Here is a 26,342-nt window from a genome sequence, read left to right as displayed (position 1 = left end):
CCCGTAGAGGACTTTCACCTCCTAGATCAACGCCATGCTCGGCGCACAACAAAAATGTCAGCGTATTATACGCTGACATTTTTATTTATCCGGAGGCGGCTAGCTTACAGATATTTCTCAATCGGTAGCAATTGCAAAAAGCCTGACTGCATTCGTTCCCACTTACCCGTTTCTGGTTCGCTGTCCCAGCTTTGATCGCCTGAATACCAATACACATCACCGTCTTCCAGTTCCAAACGCCAGCTATTATCGTCACTCATTGCTTGTTCAATAGTTTTTGCTAACATTTCAGCAATCTCTTTATTCTCGATGATCAAAACCGATTCCGTATTGAGGTAGGTAGAACGCAAATTGAAGTTAAATGAGCCGATGCTCGCGATGCTGCGGTCAAATACGACTGACTTTGCGTGCAAGCCATAGGCCGTCTCAGGCGCACATTTAGACGCGTCTTGAGTCGATGCTTCACACAGCTTAGATTCTGGTTTTAGCTCAAACAGGTCGATACCATGCTCCAACATATCGTAACGTCTACCCGCATAAGCGGAGTGATTGGTCACCAGATCATTAGACGCCATAGAGTTCGTTAGCGCTTTTATCTCAACGCCCTTGTTATTCAATACCTGCCACTCTTCAAGCTGACCATCATCGAATACAAGGTAAGCCGATTCCAATAAGATCTCTTGTTTCGATTCGCTCGCTAACTTACCTAGAAGAATCGCGGTCGCTTTTGGTTCATCAGTATTATCGGAGTCATCAGGGACGGGTTGATCATAAACAAAACGCGCATTCACCCAAGTCATCTCACCAACCACCTCTTTCAGTAAACTATCAGCAGCCTTACGATCTAATGGTAATTCAGGATAATTTTGATAATGCGGAACGACAATATTATCTATCTTCGAGAGATCAGGTTGTTCGTCATCACCCAGCATATCGACAGGGTAAGACCAACGGCTGTTCCAGTATTCAACAAAACTGGTTTGGATGGTGTTAACTACCGAGCCCATGACTAATACATCGCGGTCTCGGAAATTGATTTCATCAGAAAGGTCAAAGTATTCATCACCGATATTACGGCCACCCACCACAGACAAAGTACCATCTACGGTAAACGACTTATTGTGCATACGGCGATTTAAGCGAGAAAAGTCACCGACAAAGCTCAGCCATTTACTGAAGCCACGGCGTGTTGGCGTTGGATTGAAGATACGAATCTCGACGTTAGGGTGCGCATCCAGTGCCGACAGCAAACCTTCACGTTCGTTGAGGTTGATATCATCCAGCATTACGCGAACCTTCACACCGCGCTCGGCCGCTGCTAATAAACGGCTAGCGAGATAGCTGCCCGATTCGTCAGAGTTCCAGATGTAATATTGAATGTCGATGGTGTGCTCGGCACTTTCGACCAGCGCTAATCGCTGTGCCAAGGCATCCCAACCAGACTCTTGCAGACGAACCGCAGTGGTGCCTTGCTCTAAAGCTTCAGGCTGAAATTCATTGGTTAGAACCGATAAAGAACTAGGTGCAGGAGAGGTTGGCGGTTCTGTTGGATGATCGATGCCTTCAGGAAGTGAAGAACACCCACCTAAAACGGCGATTAAGATTAACGTTAAACTGATGCGTTGGAGCACAGGCATGTATCTGACTTCCTTTTCACGATGGCGTCTTTAGAAACTTTCCGTACAGCTTTTCAATGAACAAGCTATTCCGATCTATTCATTGATTATTACTGCTAAAGCCTGAAATTTATAGGTAATTATCCAGTATAAATTTAAAGGTCGGTAAATTGGCCCACAAATCACTTAAGTTGGGTGAGTGCCAAACAGTATAAACTCAGCGGCTTTTCGACCATGTCAATGGTGAGCTCTATTCGGTCTGGGTGATGCTTCACCATTGTTTGGAGATCTAGTTTCACCGCTTGATTTCACACTAACAGGCGTGTCGACTTACTTATATGAGATTGTGCAAACGCATTACTTACGTAAGCGCTAAAGCTGTTGTTGATCTAAGGGCATGTAAGGATCAACACCGAAAACATTGTTCACGCTACGTACCCTTTATCGTCTCTCATTCTTGATGGTAGCTGGATATTATGAAGCTCTTGGTCGATCGCACTGGTGAACAGCTTTTAGAAATTCTGGAAGAGTCAGGAGATAAACTAACAGTTCAATTCATTAGTAATGAAGGCAATCGAATAGGTAAACCATTCCAAGATAACTTGAGTGGATTATTCCTCGCGGGTTGGAAGCCTCGCACCACTTCAACCGCCATCGGATTAGAACGCTTTAAGCAAGGCAAACTTGAAGATCCCAAAGTGAGTTTCGCATTGCACCAGCTCTATCCACTGGGTCGAGACGTAAAATTACCTTCTGGAGATATCGCCACAATCGCGAGTTACGCCAATACCCATGCCGATGGCTACTATATGTCTGTGCGCCTCAACGATGAATTAACCCGACTCAAGATTACACCCGATTGGGAACTGCAACCTTCCACTCAAAGATTGGCTCTGCCTTATTACCCAGCCCCAAGAACTAAAGAAGAGCTCGACAACATTGACGATTTTGATGCGTGGGCGGGCGGCTTCTAAATACTCCTCACCTACGCCTAGTAGCACATAATGCCCAAGTTATTATCAATTATTTTTTGACAATAATTCAAATGTAGCACTGTTTATCGTTTCAAATATTCCCACTATTATTTATCCATCGACACAGACTGCAGCTCAATGAACAAAGAGTGGCACTGTAAACACAGACAAATCACCATTTCGGTGAAAAATAATATAGGTACGAACATGACTCAACTAACTATCGTCGCAAACATCGTCGCTAACGAAGACAAAATTGAATTGGTTAAAGCAGAGCTGCTAAAGCTGATTGATATTACTCGCGCTGAAGAAGGCTGTATCAACTACGACCTTCACCAAGACAATGAAAACCCAGCACATTTCACTTTCTACGAAAACTGGACATCACGTGAACTTTGGCAAACACACATGGGTAATACCCACCTTGCTGAATACATGGCAGCAACGGAAGGCAGTGTTACGTCATTTACACTTAACGAGATGACTAAGATCGCTTAAGTACAATTTCAGTAGTCTGTTACTAGAAAGCACACTGACAAGCTATCGAGTTCGATTTGAAAGCCCCGCAGCACGCCAGCGGGGCTTTTTTCATTTAAGCGGATATCGTCGGTCTGCCTTAGTTAGAGCTTCAAACGGGGCTGAATAAAATCGATAAACGCTGAGATACGTTTAGAGACCGATGACGACTTGTAGTAAACCGCATTCACTCGCTCTCGATCTGTATTCGCAAGTTTGTCTTGTTCCAGAATAGGGATTAGACGCCCTGCTGCCATATCTTCCTGCACCATAAACCCCGATAAACAAGCTATCCCATTTCCAGCTAGTGCTAGTTGACGCACGGTTTCACCATTACTGGCTGTCACGGTAGGCGCGACATCACTTTGGTTTGGTAAAGGCCAATGGTTAAGCACTTTGTTACCCGCAAATCCCACAATTTGATGCGAGCTCAAATCTTCAGGCTTGGTGGGCAACCCACGCTTAGCGAGATAATCAGGTGACGCCACAATATGGAGTAAGCTTTTACCTAACGGTCGAGCGTGCAGTGTTGAATCGGACAGCTTACCGATTCGAATCGCAACATCAGTTCTCTTTTCGAGAAGATCAACGAAGCCTTCGTTGGAAGTGAGTTCCAACTCAATGTCTGGGTAAGCCTCTTTGAATGACTGCACCAACGGCACTAGCTGATGGAATACGAATGGACTGGCGGCATCGACTCTTAAACGACCTTTTGGCAACTCTCCGCGCGACACGATTTCTTCTTCCGCGCTCTGAATCATCTGTAATCCCACCCTGACTGAATCGACAAACTGCCGTCCTTCCTCCGTCAATTCCACGCGTCTCGTTGTTCGGTTGAATATTGAGACGCCGAGTTGCGACTCAACCTTACTCACCGAGCGAGACACCTTGGCGACCTGCACATCCAGCGCCTCTGCCGCCGCAGAAAAACCACCAGCATCGACAACGGTGAGTACCATTTCTAAATCATCTGAACGGGTTAACATGAGGCTCCTTCGCTATCTTCATTTTGTTTAATGTCATCTCGTTTGTGCTCATCACAGCTCAAATCACGGTGTCTTTTCGATCTCATCAGCTTAATCCAATGATCGGCTAACCCTCCAATTATTGCAAATACCACAAAGGTTATTTGTTAATGATGGCATTTTTCACAAATATATTTTGCTAGATAATCCTCGCCATCAAACGAAGCGCTCCTATTGCAGTCACAAGCTGCCCCATTTTATCGCGCTCGGTACTTAACAAAGAACAGTAAGAGAGATGATTATGCCACTAGCATTACTTGCATTGACGCTCAGCGCCTTTGCCATCGGAACCACAGAATTTGTCATCGTAGGCTTGATTCCTACCATGGCGAGCGACTTGAATGTATCTCTGCCATCAGCAGGTTTATTAGTCAGTTTATACGCGCTTGGCGTTGCTATTGGCGCACCAGTATTAACGGCATTAACCGGCAAATGGAATCGTAAATCGGTGTTGCTGACCGTGATGGCATTGTTTGTCATTGGTAACTTATTGGCGTGGCAAGCTCCAGGCTATAACACGCTGATCGCCGCACGAATTTTGACTGGCCTTGCCCATGGTGTGTTCTTCTCGATTGGGTCGACCATCGCGACAGGTTTGGTTTCAAAAGATAAAGCAGCCAGTGCCATTGCGATCATGTTTACAGGTTTAACGGTTGCATTGGTAACCGGCGTACCACTGGGCACTTATATCGGCCAAACCTTTGGCTGGCAAGCGACCTTCTTGATCGTTGCTCTGCTTGGCCTTATTGCTCTTATCGGTAGTGCTATCTTGGTTCCAAGCAACCTTAAGCAACCACCTGCGGCGAAGATTTCGGCACAACTAAAGGTTCTAACTCAACCACGCTTACTGTTGGTTTACGCTATCACAGCACTAGGTTATGGCGGTACGTTCACAGCGTTTACGTTCCTTGCTCCAATACTGGAAAATGTATCAGGGTTTGATTCGAGCTCTATCAGTCTCATCATGTTGGTTTACGGTGTGTCAGTGGCGGTAGGTAACATCTGGGGCGGAAAAATGGCCGACAAGATGGGCCCGATTAAAGCGTTGACCGTTATCTTCTCTGGTTTAGCCGCAGTACTGGTGGTATTCAACTTTACCGCAGTAAACCCTTACGCAGCTGTTGCTACCATTTTGGTTTGGGGTGCATTCGCATTCGGTAACGTTCCGGGGCTACAAGTGTATGTTGTGAAACTGGCTGAGAAATACACACCAGACGCAGTCGATGTCGCTTCTGGGTTGAACATTGCAGCCTTCAACGTCGGTATCGCATTAGGCTCATGGGGCGGTGGTTTGATTGTCGCGAAATCTGGATTAATGAACACCCCTTGGGTAGGTGCTGTGATCGTTTTGATCGCTCTTGTTCTGACTCGATTCAGTGGTGCGTTAGATAAAAAGCAAGCACAACAAGCTGTTCCATCTAGCATCTAGCATCTAGCAAGAATAGAAAAAACAAAGCCCGAACCTAGGTTCGGGCTTTATCAATTCAATCTGATTATTACTCGTTATCGATCGCTTTCAGCACTTTACATGGATTACCGACGGCAACCACATTGGCTGGGATGTCCTTGGTCACCACACTGCCTGCGCCAATCACGCTGTTTTCGCCAATAGTGACACCGGGGCAGATAATTACACCACCGCCAAGCCAAACATTATCGCCAACATTAATCGGTGTGCCAAACTCAACACCCTCTTCAACTCGGCCTTTCACATCAAGTGGATGACCTGCGGTCAGGATTTGAACGTTCGGACCAAGTAGCACATTGTCGCCAATAGTCACTTCAGCCACATCCAAAATCACGCAGTTAAAGTTAGCGTAGAAGTTCTTGCCCAGCTTGATGTTCGAGCCGTAGTCACAACGAAATGGAGGTTCTAGATGCGCGTTTTCACAGCCCGGAATGAGCTCTTGCGTTGCCGCTTCCCATTCAGGTGTGTCAGGAATACTGTTATTGAGTTTTTGAAGCACCTTACGACATTCGATTCGAGCTGAATAAAGCTCTTTATCCCAAGCCTGATAGGGTTCGCCTGCTAGCATTTTTTGTTTTTCTGTTTTCACGTTACTTACCTGTTCTCACATCACTTAGCTATTTTCATATTACTTAGCTAGTTTCACATTACTTAACTAATGCTGGTCAATTCATCGACCAAAAACGCAATATCGCATATCTAAATAACAGTGAATAAGGAGTGTTTGAGCTTGGTTTAAGAGATGCGCAGCTCATCACTTTTTGTAGGTAACATATGAAATTCGAACAGTGCTAATTTAGCTTCGCTATCGAATCACGTAGCACCAAACTGCCGGTGGTATTGATGGTGGTCGCTTGCTCTGTTTCACCGACAATTTGCAGGATCGCCTTTTGCGTCATTTGCTCTAATGGCACACTGACAGACGTTAAGCTTGGCGTTAAAAACGCCCCCACTTTGCTGTTATCAAAGCCGACGATCGAAACATCTTGAGGCAATGAGTACCCAAGTTCGGTTAACGCCTTAATCGCACCAATCGCCATATCATCGTTTTCAGACAAGATAGCAGTGAATGTGGTTCTGCTTTTTGCCAAAGCCTGAGCCGCGTGATAACCGCTCTCCATCGTCCAATCACCTTGAACAACGTTGGACTCATCCAATGCAACACCCTGTTTAGTTAGCACATCTTGATAGGCTTGGTAACGCAGCTCATCGGTCGAAGAACCGGCTTTACCACGAATCACTGCAATATCGGTATGACCCTGCTCGATGATGTGTTCAACCATCAAACAAGCGCTCTGATAATGGTCGGTGGTAATAGCATGATTGGGCTTCGACGGCATTTCTCGGTTGAGTACCAGAATCGGAGTGTCAGTGCTTTCGATGATCTGAGCTATCTCGCTTTCGGTTAAACATTGCGGATAGATGATGATGCCCGCGCACTTCATATCCAGCAGGAAATTGATCGCCTTTCTTTCGTCTTCAGCGCTGTGTTTGCCATCGGTGATCACCAATTGGTGATTCGACTTTTCGCTATAAGAAGCCGCGTGATACATCAAGGAAGAGAAGTAAGGGCCATTGAACAACTCATTGGTAATTACAAAGCCGATGAAATTGGTCTTCTTGGTCGCCAATTGCTGAGCCAACAAGTTCGGTCGATAACCTGTTTCTTGAATCGCATCAAATACCTTTTTCACCACATCTGGGCGCACGATGTTCTTGCCATTTAAGACACGAGAAACGGTCGATTTAGATACGCCTGCGCGGTTTGCGACATCAAGCATGGTTACCATTCGCTTCTTTTCCTTTATAAAAAATTAGCCGACATAGGCCGACTAATTCATTGCAAAATGACAGCTCACAGTTCACATAACTGCGCTGGGGAATGCATTCTAAATAGTGGCACCGTTAGATGCAATCACACCTTTATACCACTCGAAAGACTTCTTGCGCTTGCGTTCTAGTGAGCCAGATTGATCGTTGTGCTTATCTACGTAAATGAATCCGTAGCGTTTTTTCATCTCGCCCGTGGTGAACGAAACTAAGTCGATACAGCCCCAAGGGGTGTAACCCATCAAATCAACACCATCAATCGCAACGGCTTTTTTCATCTCTTTGATGTGGTCGCCAAGGTAAGCGATACGGTAGTCGTCATTAATGCTGCCATCTTCTTCAATGGTATCAACAGCGCCAAAACCGTTCTCAACGATGAACAATGGCACTTCATAACGTTCATACAGAGACGCTAAACAGAAACGCAAACCGGTTGGGTCAATTGGCCAGCCCCAATCGCTAGACTGGATAAACGGGTTATCGACCGAGTTTTCATGACCGCCGTCCATCGCTTCTTCAGTCGATTGGTGAGAAGAAGAATCCAAGGTATTAGACATGTAGTAGCTAAAGCCTAAGTAATCAGCCTTGCCTTCTTTTAGGATCTGCTCATCTTCGGGCTGCATCTCAATATTGAAGCCTTTGATTGCCCAGTCATGCTTAGCGTAATTTGGGTAATGACCACGCACCATTACATCCGAGAAGAAATAACGGTCACGCATCGCTTGCTGTGCCACCATGATGTCTTCTGGCTTTGAAGAACGAGGATAGAAAGGCACCATCGCACACATTGCGCCAATTTGAAGATTTGAATTGATCTCGTGACCTTTCTTAACCACCAACGCACTCGCAACAAACTGATGGTGAACCGCTTGATACATCGCCTCTTGCGGCTTTTCGCATTGTGGAAACTTCACGCCTGAGCATAACCAACCGAAAATATCTGCCGAGGTGTTCATCTGGTTGTTGATCTCGTTAAACGTCATCCAGTATTTCACTTTGTGTTGGTATCGTTCCATCACTGCAGTTGAATACTTAACGAAGAAGTCGATCACTTTGCGGTTCATCCAGCCGCCATATTCCTTAGCTAGATGGTAAGGCATTTCAAAGTGGCTCAGTGTTACCACAGGCTGAATGTCGTATTTCAACAGCTCGTCAAACAGATCATCGTAAAACGCTAAACCCGCTTCACACGGTTCAGCTTCATCGCCATTTGGGAAGATACGCGTCCACGCGATACTGGTACGGAAACACTTAAAGCCCATCTCAGCGAATAACTTAATGTCTTCTTTGTAGCGATGGTAGAAATCCACTGCGACTTGGTTAGGATAGTTTTCGCCATCAATCACGCCATCGGTGATTCGACGTTGTACACCATGAGCGCCCGCTGTTAATACATCAACAACACTGACACCTTTACCATTCGCATCCCAGCCGCCTTCTAGTTGATGCGCTGCTACTGCACCGCCCCATAAAAAATCGTTCGAAAATTCGTTGTTCATACCATTACTCACTACAAGTTATTCGTGAAAAAGATCAGAATTTGAGCTGCAATTACAACTCTGAAATCGATTTCAATAAAAGCAAAGATACAGATTGAAACCGGTTTCAGCAACAGTTAAAAGATCTTTTTTGATCGATCTAAAGACTAATCAACAGTCAGCATTACGATCAATGCTGTTCAAAATACTGATCATGCAGTGATTTGCCGGATAGGTCTTGAGTTCCCGGGTAGAACTGGACGAGTGTCTGATCGGCTAAAGTGAGGTGAATCCAACCCTCTTTGACTTTCAACCAGTTGGTGCCGTTGGTCTCATAGACGGCAGGAAACTTGCCCCAGCCAGACTCTGATACCTGCAGCTCTTGAAAGCGGTTAATCGGGGTTAGCTTATTGCTGTCGACGTTTGCGTCGGCATAGACTGATAAAGGCTCGATGGCATCATTTGGCTTAAACGTATAACAGCTCACAGAGGCTGAAGTTCGATCAAACCACTGGTAAGGTTGTGCGCCGATTAAATCGTAGACCGTGCAATCGTTAAATTGAATGGCCCACTCTTGGTGAGCTTTGAAACCAAGGTATCCAACGGGTTGGGATAGTTCAGGCTTCGGGTCAGCTTCTGGTTCATATACCGGTTCTGAGGTAGCACATCCCATCAGCCCAAGACTAAAAAGGAAAGTCAAAGCACGCTTCATCATTGTAATACCTCAGTTCCGTTAGTGAGTTAAAAGCTATTCAAGCTCCCTCCATTAAACGGTAAGTTCTAAGCGATTACCATCCGGATCGAGTACACAGCTCTCATAATAGCCATCGCCTGTTCTTCTTGGGCCATCTAAGCGCTCATAGCCGTCTTCGACCAAGCGACTTGTAAGTTCATCAACCGCTTGTTCCGAGCCTAATGAAATCGCCATATGAATGAAGCCCGTAAATTGATCATAGATGTCATCTTTCGATTCAGGCACCGAGTCCATTTCCATGATCTCTAAGCGACTTCCAGTTTCGAAAGAGAGGAAGTATGAAGAAAACCCTTTGGTCGGGTTGTGATATTTTACGTTGGATGTCGCGCCGAAATAATCTTCATAAAATCGCTTCAGTACTTCGAGTTGTTTGGTCCAAATTGCGATGTGTTCAATCTTCATTTTGTTTGCATAAGTTTGATGTCTAACGCTAGATTACTCATCAAATAAGGAACAATAAACAGAACGAAATTCATCGAAATTGTTCCTGATTAACGGGCTCGATTTTATGTCCATAACTGCACAGTATTGGCATCTATGTTTGTGGAATAGTTATCTTTCCTCCATAGTCAGGTTTTACACAATCTGAGATTCAAACTGTGAGCTTTTTAAAACTGATACTACTTGCGGCTATATGGGGAGGCTCGTTTCTTTTCATGAGAATGGCCGCCAATCCATTAGGGCCCGCAGTCTTAATTGAAGCGCGAGTTCTGTTTGCAGCACTTACTCTGCTTTTAGTTTCTTTCTATTTAAAAAAGAAGCTCTCTTTTCATGATCACGCAAAACACTTCTTCATTCTCGGCCTGTTTAACACCACACTTCCTTTTTTGCTTTTCGCTTATGCCGCGCAGACACTTAACGCCTCGACACTCGCCATCTTGAACTCTACCGCGCCAATATGGGCGGCAATCATTGGTGCAATATGGACCAAAACAGCACTCGAGGCGAAAGTTCTATTGGGACTTGGGATTGGGGTAACAGGAGTTGGCGTGTTAGTCGGTTGGGATGCGATGAACATTGGCCGTGAGGCTATGCTTCCTATCTTTGCAGCAGTGATGGCGGCCTTTAGCTACGGAATAGCGTCAAACTATACCAAACAAGCCCCTAAAGTTGAGGCATTCAACAATGCTCATGGCAGCATGTGGGCTGCGGTATTGCTGGTTTTGCCGTTTGTATTCTTTATTCCGATGAGAGAAACACCCGACGTTACGATCACTACATCGGTTGTCTTATTAGGCGCGGTATGTACTGGGTTAGCGTATCTACTTTACTTCAATCTCGTCTCTGAACTCGGCGCACCTTCAGCCCTGTCCGTGACCTTCATCATTCCGGTATTTGGTATTCTATGGGGTAACTTATTCTTAGATGAAGCAATTGGCATCAATACGATTGTTGGTTCAATTCTAGTTATCACCGGCACCATGTTGGTGACAGGAATGACGCCTTCTAAGATGATAGAGAGCGCCAAACAGAAACGAGCAGCAAGAGCGGCTCGTTAATCAGCCATATATTGCTGAATCTTGTTTCTCAGCCACTGATGAGCAGGGTTCAAATCGGTTCTTTTATGCCAAATCATGTATTGCTGCATCGGTAAGATTTCAAACGGCTGATCAAGGACTTGAAGCTGGAAGGATTCGGAAAATTGATTGGCAAAATCACGCGATGTACTGCCGACACAATCTGAGCCCGATACCAGCACACACATGGTCATCAGCGAGTCACACTCGGCACTCACTTTTCTCTGTTTCAGTGGCGACTTGGTAAAATAATCTGCCGTGTATAAACGGGTTCGACGCATTCTAAAAGTAACATGCTTTTCGTTGTAATATTGCTCTTGCGTCACAGAGCCATTGATTCTCGGATGCCCCTTTCGAGCTATCAGCACCAACTCATCTTCAATCATCGGCTGCTTCATGTAGCCGTTAACTTGCGGGTAATGGATATCAATCGCTAAATCAGCTTGTTGCATGCTCAAGCCTTGCAATAATTCTTCTTCGTTGTTCGGCACCATATTGAATTCAATCGAGATATTGCCCAACGTCTCATCTTGCTCGACGAGAGGTTGAAGCTTGGTTAATCCAATCTCATTCACCAGGATACGAAACACATGATGCTGCTGATTATCAAATGTCTTTAAAGTGCTTACTGCGCTGCTTATCCCTTCTAGAGCAGGCTCTACTCGGTCTGCCAATTGCACCGCAGCGTTAGTCGGAATAATCCCACGCCCTTCACGAATAAACAGGTCGGTATCAAGCTGAGATTGCAATCGCTTCAATGCCCCACTAACCCCAGGCTGAGTCATACCAAGCGATTCTGATGCAAGCGTGATCGACTTTAATCGATACACTTCTAAGAACACGCTCAATAGATTTAAATCCAACTTTTCCACGTCGCTCACCGTTACTCTCCCTGTCAATGTGGTCTTAATCAATCATAGGTCAGGATTCGTCTTCGTCGCCCAACCATCGCATGATTCAATACATAGCCAATCGTGATGTATTAAATAAAGCTTACTTTATTTGTTGCTATATGTCTTATTCCTATAATCGCCTCAACGAAACAAAATTCTGAAATGAAGAGGCTCTTATGACAACTTCTCGCACGTTCAAAAATGCATCACTGTTCCTGGCTATCTCGCTCGCATTCCCGGCAGTTGCAGCTAACCATGACCACGCACACTTCAGCGAAATTGGCGACCAAGGTGGCAAAAGCGCAACCGAGATGACGACCAAAGCAAACCAAGAGTTCGCAAAAACACTTAACTTTGCCGACACTCGCGCTTTCGACAATAACAACAAGGGCCTTATTGCTAGCTTCGACCAAGAGACGGGCGACATCATTCGCAATAGCTTTAACTTTATCGACCCAAGTGTGACGAATGCAGACCAAGCACCAGATTCAGTAAACCCTTCACTGTGGCGCCAAGCGGTATTGAACCAAGCAGCAGAAGGCTTATATGAAGTTGTTCCGGGTAAAGTTTACCAAGTTCGAGGCGCGGATTTAGCGTCTATCTCTTTCATTCGTAGTGACAACGGTTGGATCGCCTACGACGTTCTTCTGACCAAAGAATCAGCCGCCAAATCACTCGAATTCTTCAAGAACAATGTGCCTGATGGTGGTGAACTGCCCGTCGTTGCCATGATTTACTCTCACTCGCACGCTGATCACTTTGGTGGCGCAAGAGCAATCAAAGACGCATACCCAGATGTAAAAGTGTACGGTTCGAAAAACATTACTAAAGAGATCGTCGACGAAAACGTATTGGCGGGTAATGCAATGTCTCGTCGTACCGCTTATCAATATGGCGCAACGCTGAACCGACATGAACACGGTATTGTGGATGCAGCACTGTCGAAAGGTCTATCAACCGGTAGCATTACTTACGTACTGCCAGACTACGAGCTGAACCATAACGAAGAGATTGAAACTCTGGTTATCGACGGCCTAGAAATGCAATTCATGGATGCTTCAGGTACCGAAGCGGCCTCTGAAATGGTGACGTATATTCCAAGCATGAAAGCACTTTGGACTGGCGAGCTGACTTACCAAGGCATGCATAACCTGTACACGCTGCGTGGCGCTAAAGTACGTGACGGCTTGAAATGGTCTAAGAAGATCAACGAGATGTTAGTCACTTGGGGTGAAGATACTGAGGTGCTGTTTGCGTCTCACTCATCGCCAATCTGGGGCGAACAAGAGATCTCTGATTACCTAAAAATGCAGCGTGACGCTTACGGTTTTACTCATAACCAAACGCTTCGCTTAGCCAATAACGGTGTGGTTCTACAAGACATCGGGGACGAGATTTACAAGGTCATGCCAGACAGCATTCAACAGTCTTGGCACACCAACGGTTACCACGGTACTTACTCTCACAACGCTCGCGCTGTGTACAACATGTATCTTGGTTACTTCGACATGAACCCAGCTAACCTTAATCCATTACCAATCGAGCCAGAATCGGTGAAGTTTGTTGAGTACATGGGCGGCAGCGATGCTGTGATTGAAAAAGCGCAGCAAGATTTCCAAGAAGGTGAATACCGCTTCGTTGCAACAGCACTGAATAAGGTGATTCAAGCTGAGCCAGAGAACAAAGTTGCACGTGGCTTATTGGCAGATACATACGAGCAGTTGGGTTATCAATCAGAAGGTGCAGGTTGGAGAAACATCTACCTAACCGGCGCTCAAGAGCTTCGTATTGGCACACAACCGGGCGCACCGAAAACTGCATCTCCGGATGTGTTAGCGAACATGACGATTGAAAACCTACTCGATTACTTAGCCGTAAAAGTGGATTCGCTAAAAGCACAAGAAACACCATTTACATTGAATATTCAGTTGCCTGATGTAAAAGAGTTCTACTACGTTGAGATGTCTAACGGCAACCTGAACAACATCCAAGTATCAGAGCTGCAAGATGCGGATACGACACTGATCATCAATAAGTCTGACGTGTCTGACATCGTGCTTAAGAAAACAAGCCTTGGAAAACTGTTAGAAGACGGACAAGCAGGCGTGAAAGGTGATAAGACATCACTTAACAAACTGCTGTCTTCACTGACAGAAGCTGACACCTCTTTTGAGATTGTACCGCGCCCAAGTAAAGGCGAAGAAGTTGATGCAGAGCTATACCAAGATTCAGCGGTACACGCTCATTAAACGCCGGATACACTAAATAAAAACAACAGCAGTTAGCTAGAAAAACGTTCTATAAAGAACATAAAAACAAGCCCCTCCCTTTTGGTTGGGGCTTTCTTATTTGTTCTCAATGAGTGCTTCTTGAACGCTACTCTTACTGAAGCTGATAGCTACTCAGCTTGACCGTTTACGTCGCAATCCCAATAAGAAGGTGAACCATAATATTGAACAAAGTAATCGATAAATACGCGCACCTTTGGTGCAAGTAACTGAGCACTCGGGTATACCGCCCAGATAGCCGCCTCATCCTTTAAAGGGTAATCCGGCAACACCTCAACCAGCGAACCTTCCGCGAGCTGCTTGTATGCTATCCAACTCGCGCACATGGCAATGCCCAATCCATCGACACATACATCCCTTACCGCTTCACCGTGATCGACGCGGATAGCACCTAGGCTCTCTTCGAGTTTTCCGATATGAATACTGGCTACCGGAGGTGACAACCCACGCTCTTGTCCTGCTTGACCTATATTGTGCGTAGACGCGAGTCGCACAAACAATTTTAGATGTTCAATGTTCATCAATAATGGCTAGCCTGCGCTGAGTACACGCTGCTTATTGGCCGCAGCGGCACGGGGAATAATGTGAGTTTTAATATAGGCATTAAGCTTAAACCATGCAAAAGCGCCCGCTAAAACATTGGCGACTGTCGCAGCAATAACCGCATTGACCATGTCTCCGGTTATCGAGCCGATCCATAAAGCGGGAATGTAGAAAACAAACAAGCGTAGGAAAGAGACATTCAAAGCTTTACGCGGCACACCCAAGGCATTAAAGACCGACGCAACCAACATGCAAAGCCCAAGCGGCCCATAGCTGAACGGTATAAATAACAAGGTCACTTCAAACCAGCTGCGTATGCTTTGTTCTTCCGAGATAACAGGAATAATCCAGCCACTAAACAGCGCCAACAATGTTGCCATCACGGTGTGGAAAACCAATAAGAACTTCGCTGTTGTATTCAATAGCTCAGGGATTTTGCATCGCTGCTGCGCCCCTAGGTAACGACCAATCATAGGCGGGATAGACATCGTCAGAGCAAGAGAAAACACCAGCATAAAACTTTCAACACGGGCGAGTAAGCTCCAAAAAGCCATCTCATCGGTTCCGATTCTCGCAATCAATAGCATTGAGAAGAACGCGCTGACCGCAGGTAATATCTGATTCGCAGTGGTTGGCATTACCGTCTTGAATAACTCAAAACTGTAGCCTTTGATTCGGTTACTGCACGCGCCATTGAAGCCAAACCAACCTTTGCCGCGAGACTTGATTAGCATGTAGATTGCGCCGAAAGCGTAGCCAATGCTCGATGCGATCGCCGCCCCTGCGATGCCCATATCCAATCCAAAGATCAGAATAGGGTCGAGAATTAGGTTAATCACGCTGGCAGCCAAGAACATGCTGCCGGTTGTTTTGGTATCGCCATTGGCTCGATAAACGCAGGTGGCCAGATAAAGCACCGCCACCATCAATGCACTGAATAGCCACAACGGCCAGTACACATTAAAAATCAACAGCATGGATTGGTATTGAGCGTCAGAGACATCATTCACAAACGACGCAAAAACAGCATCGCTAAAAACAATCAGGCCTATGCAGATCAAAGCAATCACCAAGACACCGAACCCGACAGATAGTGAGGCAATTGAGGTGGATTTACGTTGTTCTTTTGCCCCTACCGCTTGAGAAATAATGGACGTTGCCGCGACACCGATTCCCACTTGAACACCGGTAAACGCCGCTTGGAATGGCAAGGTGATACCGTGAACCGCCAACTCATTCATCCCTAGCTGACCAATAAAGATCGAATCGACCAATTGCACCATCATGATCGCAAACACACCCAGCGTCAGTGGCAGCGTTTTCTCAATGATGGTTTTCAAAGTCGCGGATCTCATCTGCATAAGTCGGTTCACTCTTGTCTGTACCTTGGGGCTAATTACCTAGTTGAGCAGTATACGAAGCTAAATGAAAAGGATAAGAGCGCCAGACAAGGAATGAGTTTTTAGATTTCGTTGACAATCGAATTAGCAAGATACCTTCAACGTTAAAATATCCATCTAAGATACTGAATAAATTGAAATTATCAAACGCGCCAACACTCTTAATAATTCGTTAATAGTGTTTCGTTTAATGGTTAATTGTTGGTTCGAACATTCCTCGTTAGCCTGAATTTAGGTCGCATTCACACTGAATAGGCTGAAATGAAATCTCTCAGAAGGAATATGGAAATGGCATATCAAGGTTATACAACGTTTAAAGCTCAAGCCGAGAATGGAATTCTTACCGTCACTTTTGACTTCGGTACTGTGAATGTTCAAGGGCAAGAGACTTTGATGCTGACGAAGCCGAAGCACTCAAAGCGGAAGCTTATTGGTTGTATCAAGCTACGAGCAAAACTCCTGCGGTTAAGCGCTTCCAAATTGCCGATGAGCAAGGCCTAGAGCACGATATGGAAAACCAACGTAACTGGGAAACTCTGGTTATGAACGTTCAAGACATCAAATAACTCGGTCACTTCTCTTAATTTGGGTCAGTCACAAACTGACCCATTGTCTTACTTAATCGTTAAACGCCAACGGTTAACCACCAAGTGTTAAAATGGTCATTATTTGCCCCATAGACTCACATTTGAGTCTTCAGCTTGTGAGCCAAATGCAACTATGTGTCATTAATCTTTGTTATAACGTTGTTCAAACTATTTTTTGAAGGACGGAATATGCAAAAAATAATTCTGATCACAGGTGCCACGGATGGCATTGGTTTAGAGACTGCAAAAGCACTAACGCAGCAAGGGCACCATGTTCTAATTCATGGCCGCAACCCAGCTAAGGTCAATAAAGTCGTGACCGCTCTGTCTCGCCTGTCTAAGAATGCAATCATCGAAAGCTACATCGCAGACCTATCGACGCTCTCTGAAGTTGAGGCGCTCGTAACCCAAATCAAAAGCGATCACAAACGACTCGATATACTCATTAACAACGCAGGTGTGTATAAGGTGTCGGACATCACCACTCCAGACAATCTTGATGTACGTTTTGTCGTAAACACCATTGCGCCGTATCTCCTGACACAAAAGCTGCTTCCTCTTTTTGATGCGACAGGTCGTATCGTCAATCTATCTTCAGCAGCCCAAGCACCCGTCGATTTAGAGGCATTAATCAGCCCGAGTGCGGGTGAACTTGATGGTCCGGTTTACGCGCAAAGTAAGCTGGCGCTAACGATGTGGTCCATCGAATTAGCCAATACTCTTTTAGACAAAGGCACCGCAATTATCCCTGTAAACCCAGCCTCTTTCCTTGGCAGTAAATTAGTAAAAGATGCTTATGGCGTTGATGGAAACGACCTAGCGATTGGAGCCGATATTCTTTGTCGTGCTGCGCTCAGTGATGAGTTTGCCAACGCTTCTGGTAAATATTTTGATAATGATTCTGGGTTGTTCAAAGACCCGCACGCCGACGCATTAGACAACACTAAGAACCACAAGCTGGTGACAGTGCTTAATCAATTACTCGAAGAAAAGCTGTGCGTTACGCACTGATCATTAATTAGTAAAAAACGACCACTAACACTCCCCCCACACACGATCCAAGCCGCAGTTCTATCCATACAGACAAAGAACTGCGCGCTCTTTCGATTATTAAAATTTCTTTAATACTGATTCCCCGCTTTGCCCAATTATCACCCAAGATGCAGATTGCTAAACTTGCCCTCGTCGAAACAACACAGGCTACGGCCGAGGAGCATTTATGCGTTTTGAAGGTAAAGTTTATCGTCCTTGGATGGAAGCAGAGAGCGTACTCATCCAGACAACATTGGGGTGCAGTAACAACCAATGTACCTTCTGCACGATGTTTGATGATAAGCGTTTCAAAGTAAGAGATATCAAAGACATCTTTGAAGATATTGATGCGGCGAGAAAAATCTACCCGCATGTAGAGTCTATCTTTTTAGTCGATGGTAACGTAATGGCAATCCGAACCGAGATGCTGATTTCGATTCTGGATTACATCAAAATCACCTTTCCAGAGATCAAGAACATTTCTCTGTATTCAGGGTTCAATGACTTTCGCCGTAAGAGCTTGTCTGAATTAAAAGAGATTAAGTCGGCAGGTTTAAGCATGGCCTATTCCGGCTTGGAGTCCGGTGACCCAATTGTGCTTGAACGCATTCAAAAGCGCATGACGCGTGAGCATGCAATTGAAGGTATGAACTTAGCCCGTGAAGCAGACATCAAGGTGCTGGCTTCTTTCATCTTTGGCCTTGGCGGCAAAGAACGTTCTGTAGAGCATGCGATTAATACCACCAGCTTGCTGAACATCATGCAGCCAGATGCAATTGCACCGATGGCTTTAGCCGTTCAACCGGGGTCGGTGTTGGAAAAAGAAGTAAACCGTGGCGAGTTTGTTTTACCAACGCCATTGCAGATTCTGGAAGAAGAAAAATACTTGCTCGAAAACCTAGAAGATTTCGATTGCTACTACTGGGGCGACCACGGCAATAACATCTCACCAATGCGTGGCATGTTGCCTCAGGCTCGTAAGCCGTTTCTTGACAAGATAAATCAAGACATCGCGCATAACCCAATCACTAAGCAAAACGTCATTAAAACCTTTGCTTGGTAACGAGTAACCTCTACATCGTTTGAAGCAGCCACAAAAAGGGCCAGTATCAGCTGTCATTTTCTACTTATGTCGCTCTCTATCGAACTACCTGGAGCCGACCGCTCGGACTAATTCTGCGATTCCATCCCAATCACCCTTGTCCATTTTGTCTGTCGGTACCATCCAAGTTCCACCGCAGGCAACAACTGATTTCAGTGCTAAGTAAGACTCAACGTTCGCTGGGCTTACTCCGCCTGTCGGCATAAAGTTAACCGGATAAACAGCCGTCAACGCTTTCAACATAGCAACACCGCCAGATGGCTCTGCTGGGAAGAACTTTAGTGTCTTAAGCCCCATTTCCATTGCTTGTTCAACCAAGCTTGGGTTATTCACTCCAGGAACGATCGTAACCCCTCTTTGCTGACAGTATTTGACTGTGGTTGGATTCAAACCTGGGCTAACAATGAAATCAACACCCGCATCAATGGCAGTATCCACCTGATCTGTAGTCAGCACAGTACCTGCGCCAATCAGTAACTCAGGGTAGGCTTCACGCATCAAACGAATCGACTCTGCTGCCGCTTCTGTACGAAATGTCACTTCAGCACAAGGCAAACCATTTTCAACCAGCACTTTCGCCAGTGGTACAACCTGAGCAACGTCATTAATGGCGATCACCGGAACGATGCGAATATCTCTGAGTCGCTGTTCAATTGTTTTCATTGTTCATTTCTCTCATTATCAAACAGACAAATTAAGCCAAGTCGCTGCCGTTGCTTGCGATCACTTTTTTGTACCAGTGGAATGACTTTTTAGGAATACGATTTAACGTACCATTGCCTAGGTTGTCTCTGTCCACGTAGATAAACCCATAGCGCTTGCTCATCTCTCCGGTCGACGCCGCAACAAGATCGATACAACCCCAAGGTGTGTAACCCATCAATGGTACACCGTCTTCCATTGCTTCATGCATCGCAACAATGTGCTGACGAAGGTAATCAATGCGGTAATCATCGTTCACTTCTCCATTGTCATCCAAGGTATCACGAGCACCTAAGCCATTTTCTACCAAGAAAAGTGGTTTCTGGTAACGGTCATAGAGTGTGTTCATCGTAATTCGAAGACCTGTAGGGTCAATGACCCAGCCCCAATCACTTGCTGGAAGATGAGGGTTTTTGATGGACTTAACGACGTTCGCTGCACTCGTATTTCCTGCATTCATTTCAGCGGAAGCACAGCGTGAAGCGTAATAACTGAAAGAAATGAAATCGACGGTGTTCTTTAGAATCTCGAAATCTTCATCTTGTGTTTCAAGCACCACACCTTTGTTATCAAACACTTTTTGAGCATAAGATGGGTAGTAACCACGCGATTGAACATCAATAAAGAACAGGTTCTCGCGGTCTTTTTCCATAGCCATCAGCACATCTTCTGGCTTACATGAATATGGATAGAAGTTACCGCCCGCCAGCATACAACCCACTTGGTTTTGCTCATCAACTTCATGGGCAATCTTGGTTACCAAAGCGCTTGCTACTAGCTCATGGTGAGCTGCTTGGTACTTCACTTGATCGTGATTTTCGCCTTCCTGAAACAACAATCCAGCACCAGAAAACGGGCTCGCTAGTAAAATATTGATTTCGTTGAAAGTTAACCAGTATTTCACCAAGCCTTTGTAGTTTTCGAAACAGGTTCTCGCGTAACGGCTAAAGAACTCAATCATCTTACGATTACGCCACGAACCATACTCGTTGACCAAGTGCATAGGCACATCGAAATGGCACAAGGTAACGAGCGGCTCAATACCGTATTTCTTACACTCTTCAAAAACATCACGGTAAAAATCTAAGCCAGCTTGGTTCGGCTCTAGCTCGTCACCTTTTGGAAAGATTCGGCTCCAAGCGATGGATACGCGGAAGACTTTAAATCCCATCTCTGCCAGCAAGGCGATGTCTTCTTTGTAACGGTGATAAAAGTCTATCGCGTTATGGCTTGGGTAGAACTCGTCTTCGCTGAGCGTCACCTTATCAACCTGACCAAGCTTAATTGGCATGCGGTTCTCACCATAAGGGATCATATCTACGGTTGTTAGGCCTTTACCACCCGCTAAGTGAGCGCCTTCAGACTGGTTTGCAGCAATAGCGCCGCCCCATAAGAAATCTTCGGGAAATTGAATGTTTGACATCGAATACCTCGGAAACAATAAAAGTCACCTTACGCTGAAGTAAGGTGACTGAATAAATTAATCAATTCTAATTAAGACGCGGACACTACTGTCGGCTTGTCTTCTGCCTTACCAGCTTCTTTGTTTGCTGACTCTGAAGTTGCTTTCTCATCGGCATCATCTTCTGGAACATCTTCAAAGCCTAAAACTAGGGTTAGAACAAATGACAGAACAATAGACAATGCGATCAGACCGAACACCCAAACGATACTCATTGGGTCATTCACATCGAAGAACTGAACACTCGTAAACAAGCTTGGTGCTGCCATCGAGTGACTCGCAAGGCCACCCATGCCCGCTAATGCACCTACGATAAAACCAGTAATCATTGTTGCGATAAGTGGACGTTTCAGACGAACAAGCACGCCGTACAATGCAGGCTCAGAGATACCGGCGAAGATAGCTGAAGCACCTGCGGCTAATGATGTCTGCTTTAGTGCGCTGTTTTTGGTTTTGTAAGCAACAGCCAGACACGCACCACCCATACCGAGGTTGGCACCGATTTCTGAAGGCATAACCATACCTTCACGACCCGTCTCAGCAATGGTTTGAATAATCGTTGGAGTAAATACACGGTGCATACCAGTAAGAACAAGTAGAGGCCACAGTGCGCCCATGATAGCAACCGACAACCAACCTAATGTGTCATGAATTGTGTAAACAAGCGCTGAAAGTGCAGTACCAACCCAAATACCAAATGGACCGATAAGTACGATAGCAACCGGAGCTGCAATCAATACGATAAGCATAGGTTTCAGGAAGTTTTTAGTCACAGCAGGGGTAATGCTATCTACCCAACGTTCTATGTAAGAAAGAGCCCAAGTCATCACAAGTACAGGAATAACCGTGTAGGTGTATTTCACTGACGTGATTGGGATACCGAAGAAATCAACGTGCTTGCCTTCTGCTGCTTGCGCCATCAATTCCATAAAGTTCGGGTGGATTAAGACACCGGCAATCGCAATGGAAAGAGACATATTGGTCTTGAATTTGATCGATGCGGAAGCGGCAACCATAACCGGTAGGAAGAAGAAGGCGCCATCGCCAATCGCTTTCAAGATAATCAAGGTAGGTGCATTTGGCTCAACCCAGCCCAGCATCTCAAGTACCATGGCGAGCAGTTTGACCATTGAAGCGCCAATGATTGCTGGGATAAGAGGCGACATGGTACCAACCAGTGCGTCCAACATTTTCGCACCAATTGACTTAGCCGTTAGCTTCTCTTTTTTAGCAGGAACCTCTGACTCAGATACAGTGGATAGCTCACAAAGCGCCATCACTTCTTTGTATGCATACGATACCTCGTTACCAATGATAACTTGTACTTTGTCTCCATTATCAACAACACCCATCACACCTTTCAGTGCTTTTAGCTTGTTAATATCGACGCCATCTTGGCTGTGTAAAACGAATCGTAGTCGAGTCATGCAGTGTGTTAGGGCAGCCACATTTGTCTTGCCCCCAAGATGCTCAACAACAGATTTCGCAATTGCGCGGTAATCGTTGGCCATTTTATCCCCCAAAGATCTCTTTCCAGTGATTTTTAAACGCGAATATAGTGAGATGTGACTAATTTTCCGTCAGTAGGATGCAAAAACAATCACAATTGTTGTGAATTGTTGTTTTGTGTCCTTCATCACACTTCCTTAAGTTACCGGTAACATGTTACCGGTAACGATTATAAGATAAAGCCATATTTACAAGCGATGTTCAAAATTGAGATCACGCGCAAATTTGTTAAGAGGATTGAGTTATGGCTGGTAGTAGTGTCATCGTCATGGGTGTCAGTGCTTGTGGGAAAAGCACGATAGGCGAGCAGTTGGCAAAAAAACTTGGGCGTAAGTTCATTGATGGTGACGACCTTCATCCTCGAGCAAACATTCAAAAAATGGCGTCAGGCCAACCTCTTAATGATGATGATCGCGTTCCATGGCTGGAACGCGTTCGTGATGCAGCGTACAGCCTAGAAAGTAAAAATGAGCACGGCATTATTGTGTGTTCTGCGTTGAAGAAGAAGTACCGCGACCAAATTCGCGAAGGGAACAAAAACCTCACCTTTCTCTTTTTAGATGGCAACATTGACCTGATCTTGCATCGAATGCGTCAGCGCCAAGGCCACTTCATGAAAGAGAACATGATTAAAAGCCAGTTCGAAACATTAGAAAGACCCGATCACGAGCCAGATACGGTTGTCATAAGCATTGATGGCGATATTGATGACGTTGTGGACTGTGCTGCGATTGTGCTTTCAATGACTGATGAGGCAGAAACAGCATGACCCTTCCAACCATCCAAGCGGTGACTCAACGATTAATTGAACGAAGCAAAGAGACTCATGAAGCGTTTCTAAACCGAACTCAACATCAAGCCTCTGCAGGCAAAGGTGGCAAAGGGCTTTCTTGCGGCAACTTGGCTCACGCTGTCGCAGCTTCTTGTTCCGATGAGAAACGCTCGATTCTTGATCTCACTAAATCTAATGTGGCGTTAATCAGCTCTTACAACGATATGTTAAGCGCCCACCAGCCGTATCAACACTATCCAGATCAGATCAAAAAGGCGTTAGCTAAGTTCGGCCACACCTCTCAAGTAGCGGGCTGCGTTCCCGCGATGTGCGATGGGGTAACTCAAGGGCAACCAGGCATGGATATGTCTTTGTTTTCAAGGGACTTGATTGCTCAATCGACCGCTCTTTCACTGAGTCATAACGTGTTTGATTCAACCCTATTACTTGGCATTTGCGACAAGATAGCTCCAGGACAACTGATGGGCGCGCTCTCTTTTGCGCATCTACCCACCGCCTTTGTTCCAGCAGGCTTGATGGCAACGGGCATCAGCAATGATGAGAAAGTACACATTCGCCAAGAATACGCGGCTGGCAAGGTAGGAAAAAGTGCCTTGCTGGATATGGAGTGCAACGCTTATCACTCAGCGGGCACCTGCACTTTTTACGGCACAGCCAATACCAATCAGCTGGTATTTGAAGCGATGGGGCTGATGCTTCCGGGCTCAGCGTTTATTCACCCTGACTCTAAATTGCGCGCATCACTCACTCAGCATGCCGCCATTGAAATTGCTTCAATGACACCACAAGCCACAAACTTCCGCCCACTTTCTGAAGTCTTTACCGCTAAAAGCTTAATCAATGGCATTGTTGCCCTACTCGCATCAGGTGGCAGTACCAACCACAGCATTCACATGGTCGCGGTAGCACGCGCAGCAGGATTTATTCTGACTTGGCAAGACATCAGCGATCTATCCGATGTAGTGCCTTTACTTGCTCGAGTTTATCCCAACGGCCCAGCAGATATGAATGCGTTCCAAGCGGCAGGAGGAGTTCCCGCGCTGTTACGCCGTTTAGATCAAGCCAACTTACTGCACCGAGATGTCACACCTACCTTTGGCTCGTTTGAAGATCAAATGAGTATTCCAGAACTTGAAAATGGAAAGCTAACGTGGAAAAAGTGCAAACAGTCGGCAGATGCAGAGGTAATTGCAGGCCAAGAACAGGTATTCCAAAGCACAGGCGGAACGCGAGTCCTTTCAGGGAACCTTGGCAACGCAGTGATTAAAGTGTCAGCGGTTGCAGAAGAGCAACGTGTAATAGAAGCACCTGCGGTAGTTTTTGATTGCCAACATAAGGTAGAAGCTGCGTATCAACGAGGTGAGCTCAACAAAGATTGCATTGTTGTGGTGATAAATAATGGACCAGCTGCGAACGGTATGCCTGAACTGCATAAGCTCATGCCGATTCTAGGTAATGTTCAGAAACAAGGGTTTAAAGTGGCTCTGGTTACTGATGGGCGCCTTTCTGGAGCCTCAGGAAAGATCCCATCCGCGATTCATGTCTCACCAGAGGCTATTCGAGGAGGAACTATTGGGCTTGTTTGCGAAGGCGATATCCTGCGCTTAGATTGCGCGAGTGGCGAACTCAATAACCTCAACGACATGCAATCTCGCCAAGCGAAGGTATTTGAGGCGGACGCCAACCAGCAAACCATGGGGCGCAACCTATTTAGCGTGATGCGCCAAAGCGTTTCGAGTGCAGAACAAGGGGCGAGTTTTATCGTCTAGCTGTGTCATTACTTAAATGTAAAAGCAAAAGGGGCATCATTTCGATGCCCCTTTCAGTTTCCACGATACTTGGTTAAACGCTTTCGCCATCAGTGATGCGATAGCCCATATCCACTACCGTTTCCGTAACTGGCTCACCTTTCAATCGGGCAAGCAGTAGCTCGGCACTTTTCTTACCTATTTCATAACGTGGCGTATCCACGCTAGTCAGTTTTGGGCGTATGGTTTGACCAATATCTAACGCGTTATAGCCCACCACAGATAGCTGTTGCGGCACTTGGATTCCACGTTGCTGGGCAATGAGCAAGGTACCTATCGCGATGTCATCATTGGTGCAGAACACGCCATCTAGATCTGGGTAATCCGCAAGAGCGCGATCAAGCAGATCTTCAGCCAAAGAGAAGTTAGAGTGCTGTTCAGTCAACACGTGTTTAGGCTCTAATCCAGCCTCATACATCGCTTTGTCATAGCCTTGCAAACGCAACTTGGTTCGCGCATCCAATCGAGCGCCAAAGTAAGCAATAGAGCGTTTACCAGCTTCAATCATTCGCTTCACGACATGGTAAGAAGCATCAATATGGTCCAAGCCAACAACCATATCGATCGGATTGGTTGGGAGTTCCATCGTTTCAACAACAGAAACACCTGAATTCTTGATCATCTGTAACGTGCGGGGGGTGTGGTGGCTTTCCGTCAATATCAACCCATCAACTTGATACGAAAGCAGCGAAGCAATCTTTTCCTCTTCTTCCACAGCATCATAGCTAAAGTGAGCAAGCAACGTCTCGTAGCCATTCTCTTTAGTAACCGTTTCGATACCTTGAACAAACGCGGCAAAGATTTGGTTTGATAACGAAGGGAGCAAGATACCGATCGCTTTACTCGACGATTTAGAGAGCATAGCTGGCGCTTTGTTTTCGATGTATCCCATCTCTTCAATAACCGCTGCAATTTTAACGCGAGTTTTGGCTGCGACTGAATCGGGATTGCGCATGTAACGAGAGACGGTCATCTTTGTGACCCCCACTTTGTCTGCAACATCTTGAAGTGTGGTTCGAGTTTTCTTCTGCTGTTCTGTCATAAC

General features: G+C 45.7%; 23 protein-coding genes and 1 pseudogene. 10 read left to right on the top strand and 14 right to left on the bottom strand.

Annotated features, from left to right (window positions below; translation table 11 throughout):
• Positions 1-104: 104 nt before the first annotated feature.
• On the bottom strand, positions 105-1,637 hold the full coding sequence (locus AB6E30_RS18780) for a phospholipase D family protein (protein ID WP_372104837.1): 1,533 nt from the start codon (positions 1,635-1,637) through the stop codon (positions 105-107).
• A 455-nt stretch (positions 1,638-2,092) separates the two neighbouring features.
• On the opposite strand from AB6E30_RS18780, the gene AB6E30_RS18775 reads away from it, so the two are divergent.
• Positions 2,093-2,590, top strand: a complete 498-nt coding sequence (locus AB6E30_RS18775; protein ID WP_372104835.1) for a hypothetical protein — start codon at positions 2,093-2,095, stop codon at positions 2,588-2,590.
• 207 nt (positions 2,591-2,797) lie between these two features.
• A complete protein-coding gene (locus AB6E30_RS18770) occupies positions 2,798-3,088 on the top strand; it encodes a putative quinol monooxygenase (RefSeq protein ID WP_017062386.1) in 291 nt (96 codons plus the stop codon).
• Between the two features lie 122 nt (positions 3,089-3,210).
• Here the strand turns inward: AB6E30_RS18770 and AB6E30_RS18765 are convergent, their stop codons facing one another.
• The gene (locus tag AB6E30_RS18765) at positions 3,211-4,092 is read right to left on the bottom strand and encodes a LysR family transcriptional regulator (RefSeq protein WP_017082594.1); all 882 of its coding nucleotides are present in this window, start codon (positions 4,090-4,092) and stop codon (positions 3,211-3,213) included.
• A 280-nt stretch (positions 4,093-4,372) separates the two neighbouring features.
• On the opposite strand from AB6E30_RS18765, the gene AB6E30_RS18760 reads away from it, so the two are divergent.
• Positions 4,373-5,560 carry an MFS transporter gene (locus AB6E30_RS18760; protein ID WP_029222798.1) on the top strand — a complete coding sequence of 396 codons (1,188 nt, stop codon included), beginning with the start codon at positions 4,373-4,375 and terminating at the stop codon, positions 5,558-5,560.
• Positions 5,561-5,627: 67 nt separating this feature from the next.
• Here the strand turns inward: AB6E30_RS18760 and AB6E30_RS18755 are convergent, their stop codons facing one another.
• From AB6E30_RS18755 to AB6E30_RS18735, 5 genes are all read right to left on the bottom strand, one after another.
• Positions 5,628-6,188 carry a sugar O-acetyltransferase gene (locus AB6E30_RS18755; protein ID WP_061037884.1) on the bottom strand — a complete coding sequence of 187 codons (561 nt, stop codon included), beginning with the start codon at positions 6,186-6,188 and terminating at the stop codon, positions 5,628-5,630.
• Between the two features lie 202 nt (positions 6,189-6,390).
• On the bottom strand, positions 6,391-7,389 hold the full coding sequence (locus AB6E30_RS18750) for a LacI family DNA-binding transcriptional regulator (protein WP_372104833.1): 999 nt from the start codon (positions 7,387-7,389) through the stop codon (positions 6,391-6,393).
• A 99-nt stretch (positions 7,390-7,488) separates the two neighbouring features.
• On the bottom strand, positions 7,489-8,928 hold the full coding sequence (locus AB6E30_RS18745; RefSeq protein WP_372104831.1) for a 6-phospho-beta-glucosidase: 1,440 nt from the start codon (positions 8,926-8,928) through the stop codon (positions 7,489-7,491).
• A gap of 169 nt (positions 8,929-9,097) precedes the next feature.
• Positions 9,098-9,622, bottom strand: a complete 525-nt coding sequence (locus tag AB6E30_RS18740) for a hypothetical protein (protein ID WP_372104829.1) — start codon at positions 9,620-9,622, stop codon at positions 9,098-9,100.
• A 51-nt stretch (positions 9,623-9,673) separates the two neighbouring features.
• Positions 9,674-10,063 carry a VOC family protein gene (locus AB6E30_RS18735; RefSeq protein ID WP_372104828.1) on the bottom strand — a complete coding sequence of 130 codons (390 nt, stop codon included), beginning with the start codon at positions 10,061-10,063 and terminating at the stop codon, positions 9,674-9,676.
• Positions 10,064-10,317: 254 nt separating this feature from the next.
• Here AB6E30_RS18735 and AB6E30_RS18730 point away from each other — a divergent pair, with 254 nt between their 5' ends.
• Complete coding sequence (locus AB6E30_RS18730; RefSeq protein WP_029235183.1) at positions 10,318-11,160, top strand: DMT family transporter; 843 nt, start codon at positions 10,318-10,320, stop codon at positions 11,158-11,160.
• On the opposite strand, the gene AB6E30_RS18725 is transcribed toward AB6E30_RS18730, so the two are convergent.
• Positions 11,157-12,059, bottom strand: a complete 903-nt coding sequence (locus AB6E30_RS18725; RefSeq protein ID WP_017059462.1) for a LysR family transcriptional regulator — start codon at positions 12,057-12,059, stop codon at positions 11,157-11,159. The genes AB6E30_RS18730 and AB6E30_RS18725 overlap by 4 nt on opposite strands.
• Positions 12,060-12,247: 188 nt before the next feature.
• Between AB6E30_RS18725 and AB6E30_RS18720 the strand changes: the two genes are divergently transcribed.
• Positions 12,248-14,320 (top strand): alkyl/aryl-sulfatase, encoded by a 2,073-nt coding sequence (locus AB6E30_RS18720; protein ID WP_372104826.1) that lies wholly within the window; start codon positions 12,248-12,250, stop codon positions 14,318-14,320.
• 149 nt (positions 14,321-14,469) lie between these two features.
• On the opposite strand, the gene AB6E30_RS18715 is transcribed toward AB6E30_RS18720, so the two are convergent.
• Together AB6E30_RS18715 and AB6E30_RS18710 are read right to left on the bottom strand one after the other, a co-directional pair.
• Complete coding sequence (locus AB6E30_RS18715; RefSeq protein WP_229648100.1) at positions 14,470-14,880, bottom strand: LysR family transcriptional regulator; 411 nt, start codon at positions 14,878-14,880, stop codon at positions 14,470-14,472.
• Between the two features lie 9 nt (positions 14,881-14,889).
• Entirely contained in the window at positions 14,890-16,263 is a 1,374-nt protein-coding gene (locus tag AB6E30_RS18710; protein WP_372104824.1) for an MATE family efflux transporter, read from the bottom strand.
• Positions 16,264-16,709: 446 nt separating this feature from the next.
• On the opposite strand from AB6E30_RS18710, the pseudogene AB6E30_RS18705 reads away from it, so the two are divergent.
• The 3 genes and pseudogenes from AB6E30_RS18705 to AB6E30_RS18695 all read left to right on the top strand — a co-directional run.
• A pseudogene (locus tag AB6E30_RS18705) lies at positions 16,710-16,868 on the top strand (enoyl-CoA hydratase/isomerase family protein); the annotation flags it as partial.
• 210 nt (positions 16,869-17,078) lie between these two features.
• Positions 17,079-17,900 (top strand): SDR family NAD(P)-dependent oxidoreductase, encoded by an 822-nt coding sequence (locus tag AB6E30_RS18700; protein WP_137002222.1) that lies wholly within the window; start codon positions 17,079-17,081, stop codon positions 17,898-17,900.
• A gap of 208 nt (positions 17,901-18,108) precedes the next feature.
• Positions 18,109-18,984 carry a radical SAM protein gene (locus tag AB6E30_RS18695; protein WP_017087617.1) on the top strand — a complete coding sequence of 292 codons (876 nt, stop codon included), beginning with the start codon at positions 18,109-18,111 and terminating at the stop codon, positions 18,982-18,984.
• Between the two features lie 84 nt (positions 18,985-19,068).
• Here AB6E30_RS18695 and AB6E30_RS18690 read toward each other — a convergent pair whose 3' ends face one another.
• From AB6E30_RS18690 to ascF, 3 genes are all read right to left on the bottom strand, one after another.
• On the bottom strand, positions 19,069-19,686 hold the full coding sequence (locus tag AB6E30_RS18690; protein ID WP_372104823.1) for a bifunctional 4-hydroxy-2-oxoglutarate aldolase/2-dehydro-3-deoxy-phosphogluconate aldolase: 618 nt from the start codon (positions 19,684-19,686) through the stop codon (positions 19,069-19,071).
• A 31-nt stretch (positions 19,687-19,717) separates the two neighbouring features.
• Entirely contained in the window at positions 19,718-21,148 is a 1,431-nt protein-coding gene (gene ascB / locus AB6E30_RS18685) for a 6-phospho-beta-glucosidase (RefSeq protein ID WP_372104821.1), read from the bottom strand.
• A 71-nt stretch (positions 21,149-21,219) separates the two neighbouring features.
• Positions 21,220-22,698, bottom strand: coding sequence for a PTS cellobiose/arbutin/salicin transporter subunit IIBC (ascF, locus tag AB6E30_RS18680; protein ID WP_017064040.1), 1,479 nt, complete (start codon positions 22,696-22,698; stop codon positions 21,220-21,222).
• A gap of 242 nt (positions 22,699-22,940) precedes the next feature.
• Between ascF and AB6E30_RS18675 the strand changes: the two genes are divergently transcribed.
• Together AB6E30_RS18675 and edd are read left to right on the top strand one after the other, a co-directional pair.
• Positions 22,941-23,465 (top strand): gluconokinase, encoded by a 525-nt coding sequence (locus tag AB6E30_RS18675; protein WP_372104819.1) that lies wholly within the window; start codon positions 22,941-22,943, stop codon positions 23,463-23,465.
• Complete coding sequence (gene edd, locus AB6E30_RS18670; RefSeq protein WP_372104817.1) at positions 23,462-25,258, top strand: phosphogluconate dehydratase; 1,797 nt, start codon at positions 23,462-23,464, stop codon at positions 25,256-25,258. Before AB6E30_RS18675 ends, edd begins: the two co-directional genes overlap by 4 nt.
• 73 nt (positions 25,259-25,331) lie before the next feature.
• Here the strand turns inward: edd and AB6E30_RS18665 are convergent, their stop codons facing one another.
• Complete coding sequence (locus AB6E30_RS18665; RefSeq protein WP_017059450.1) at positions 25,332-26,339, bottom strand: LacI family DNA-binding transcriptional regulator; 1,008 nt, start codon at positions 26,337-26,339, stop codon at positions 25,332-25,334.
• Positions 26,340-26,342 lie beyond the last annotated feature (3 nt).

Source organism: Vibrio sp. 10N.247.311.12, assembly GCF_041467515.1.
GTDB lineage: Bacteria > Pseudomonadota > Gammaproteobacteria > Enterobacterales > Vibrionaceae > Vibrio > Vibrio crassostreae_C.
This window is presented reverse-complemented; position numbering and strand designations above follow the sequence as displayed.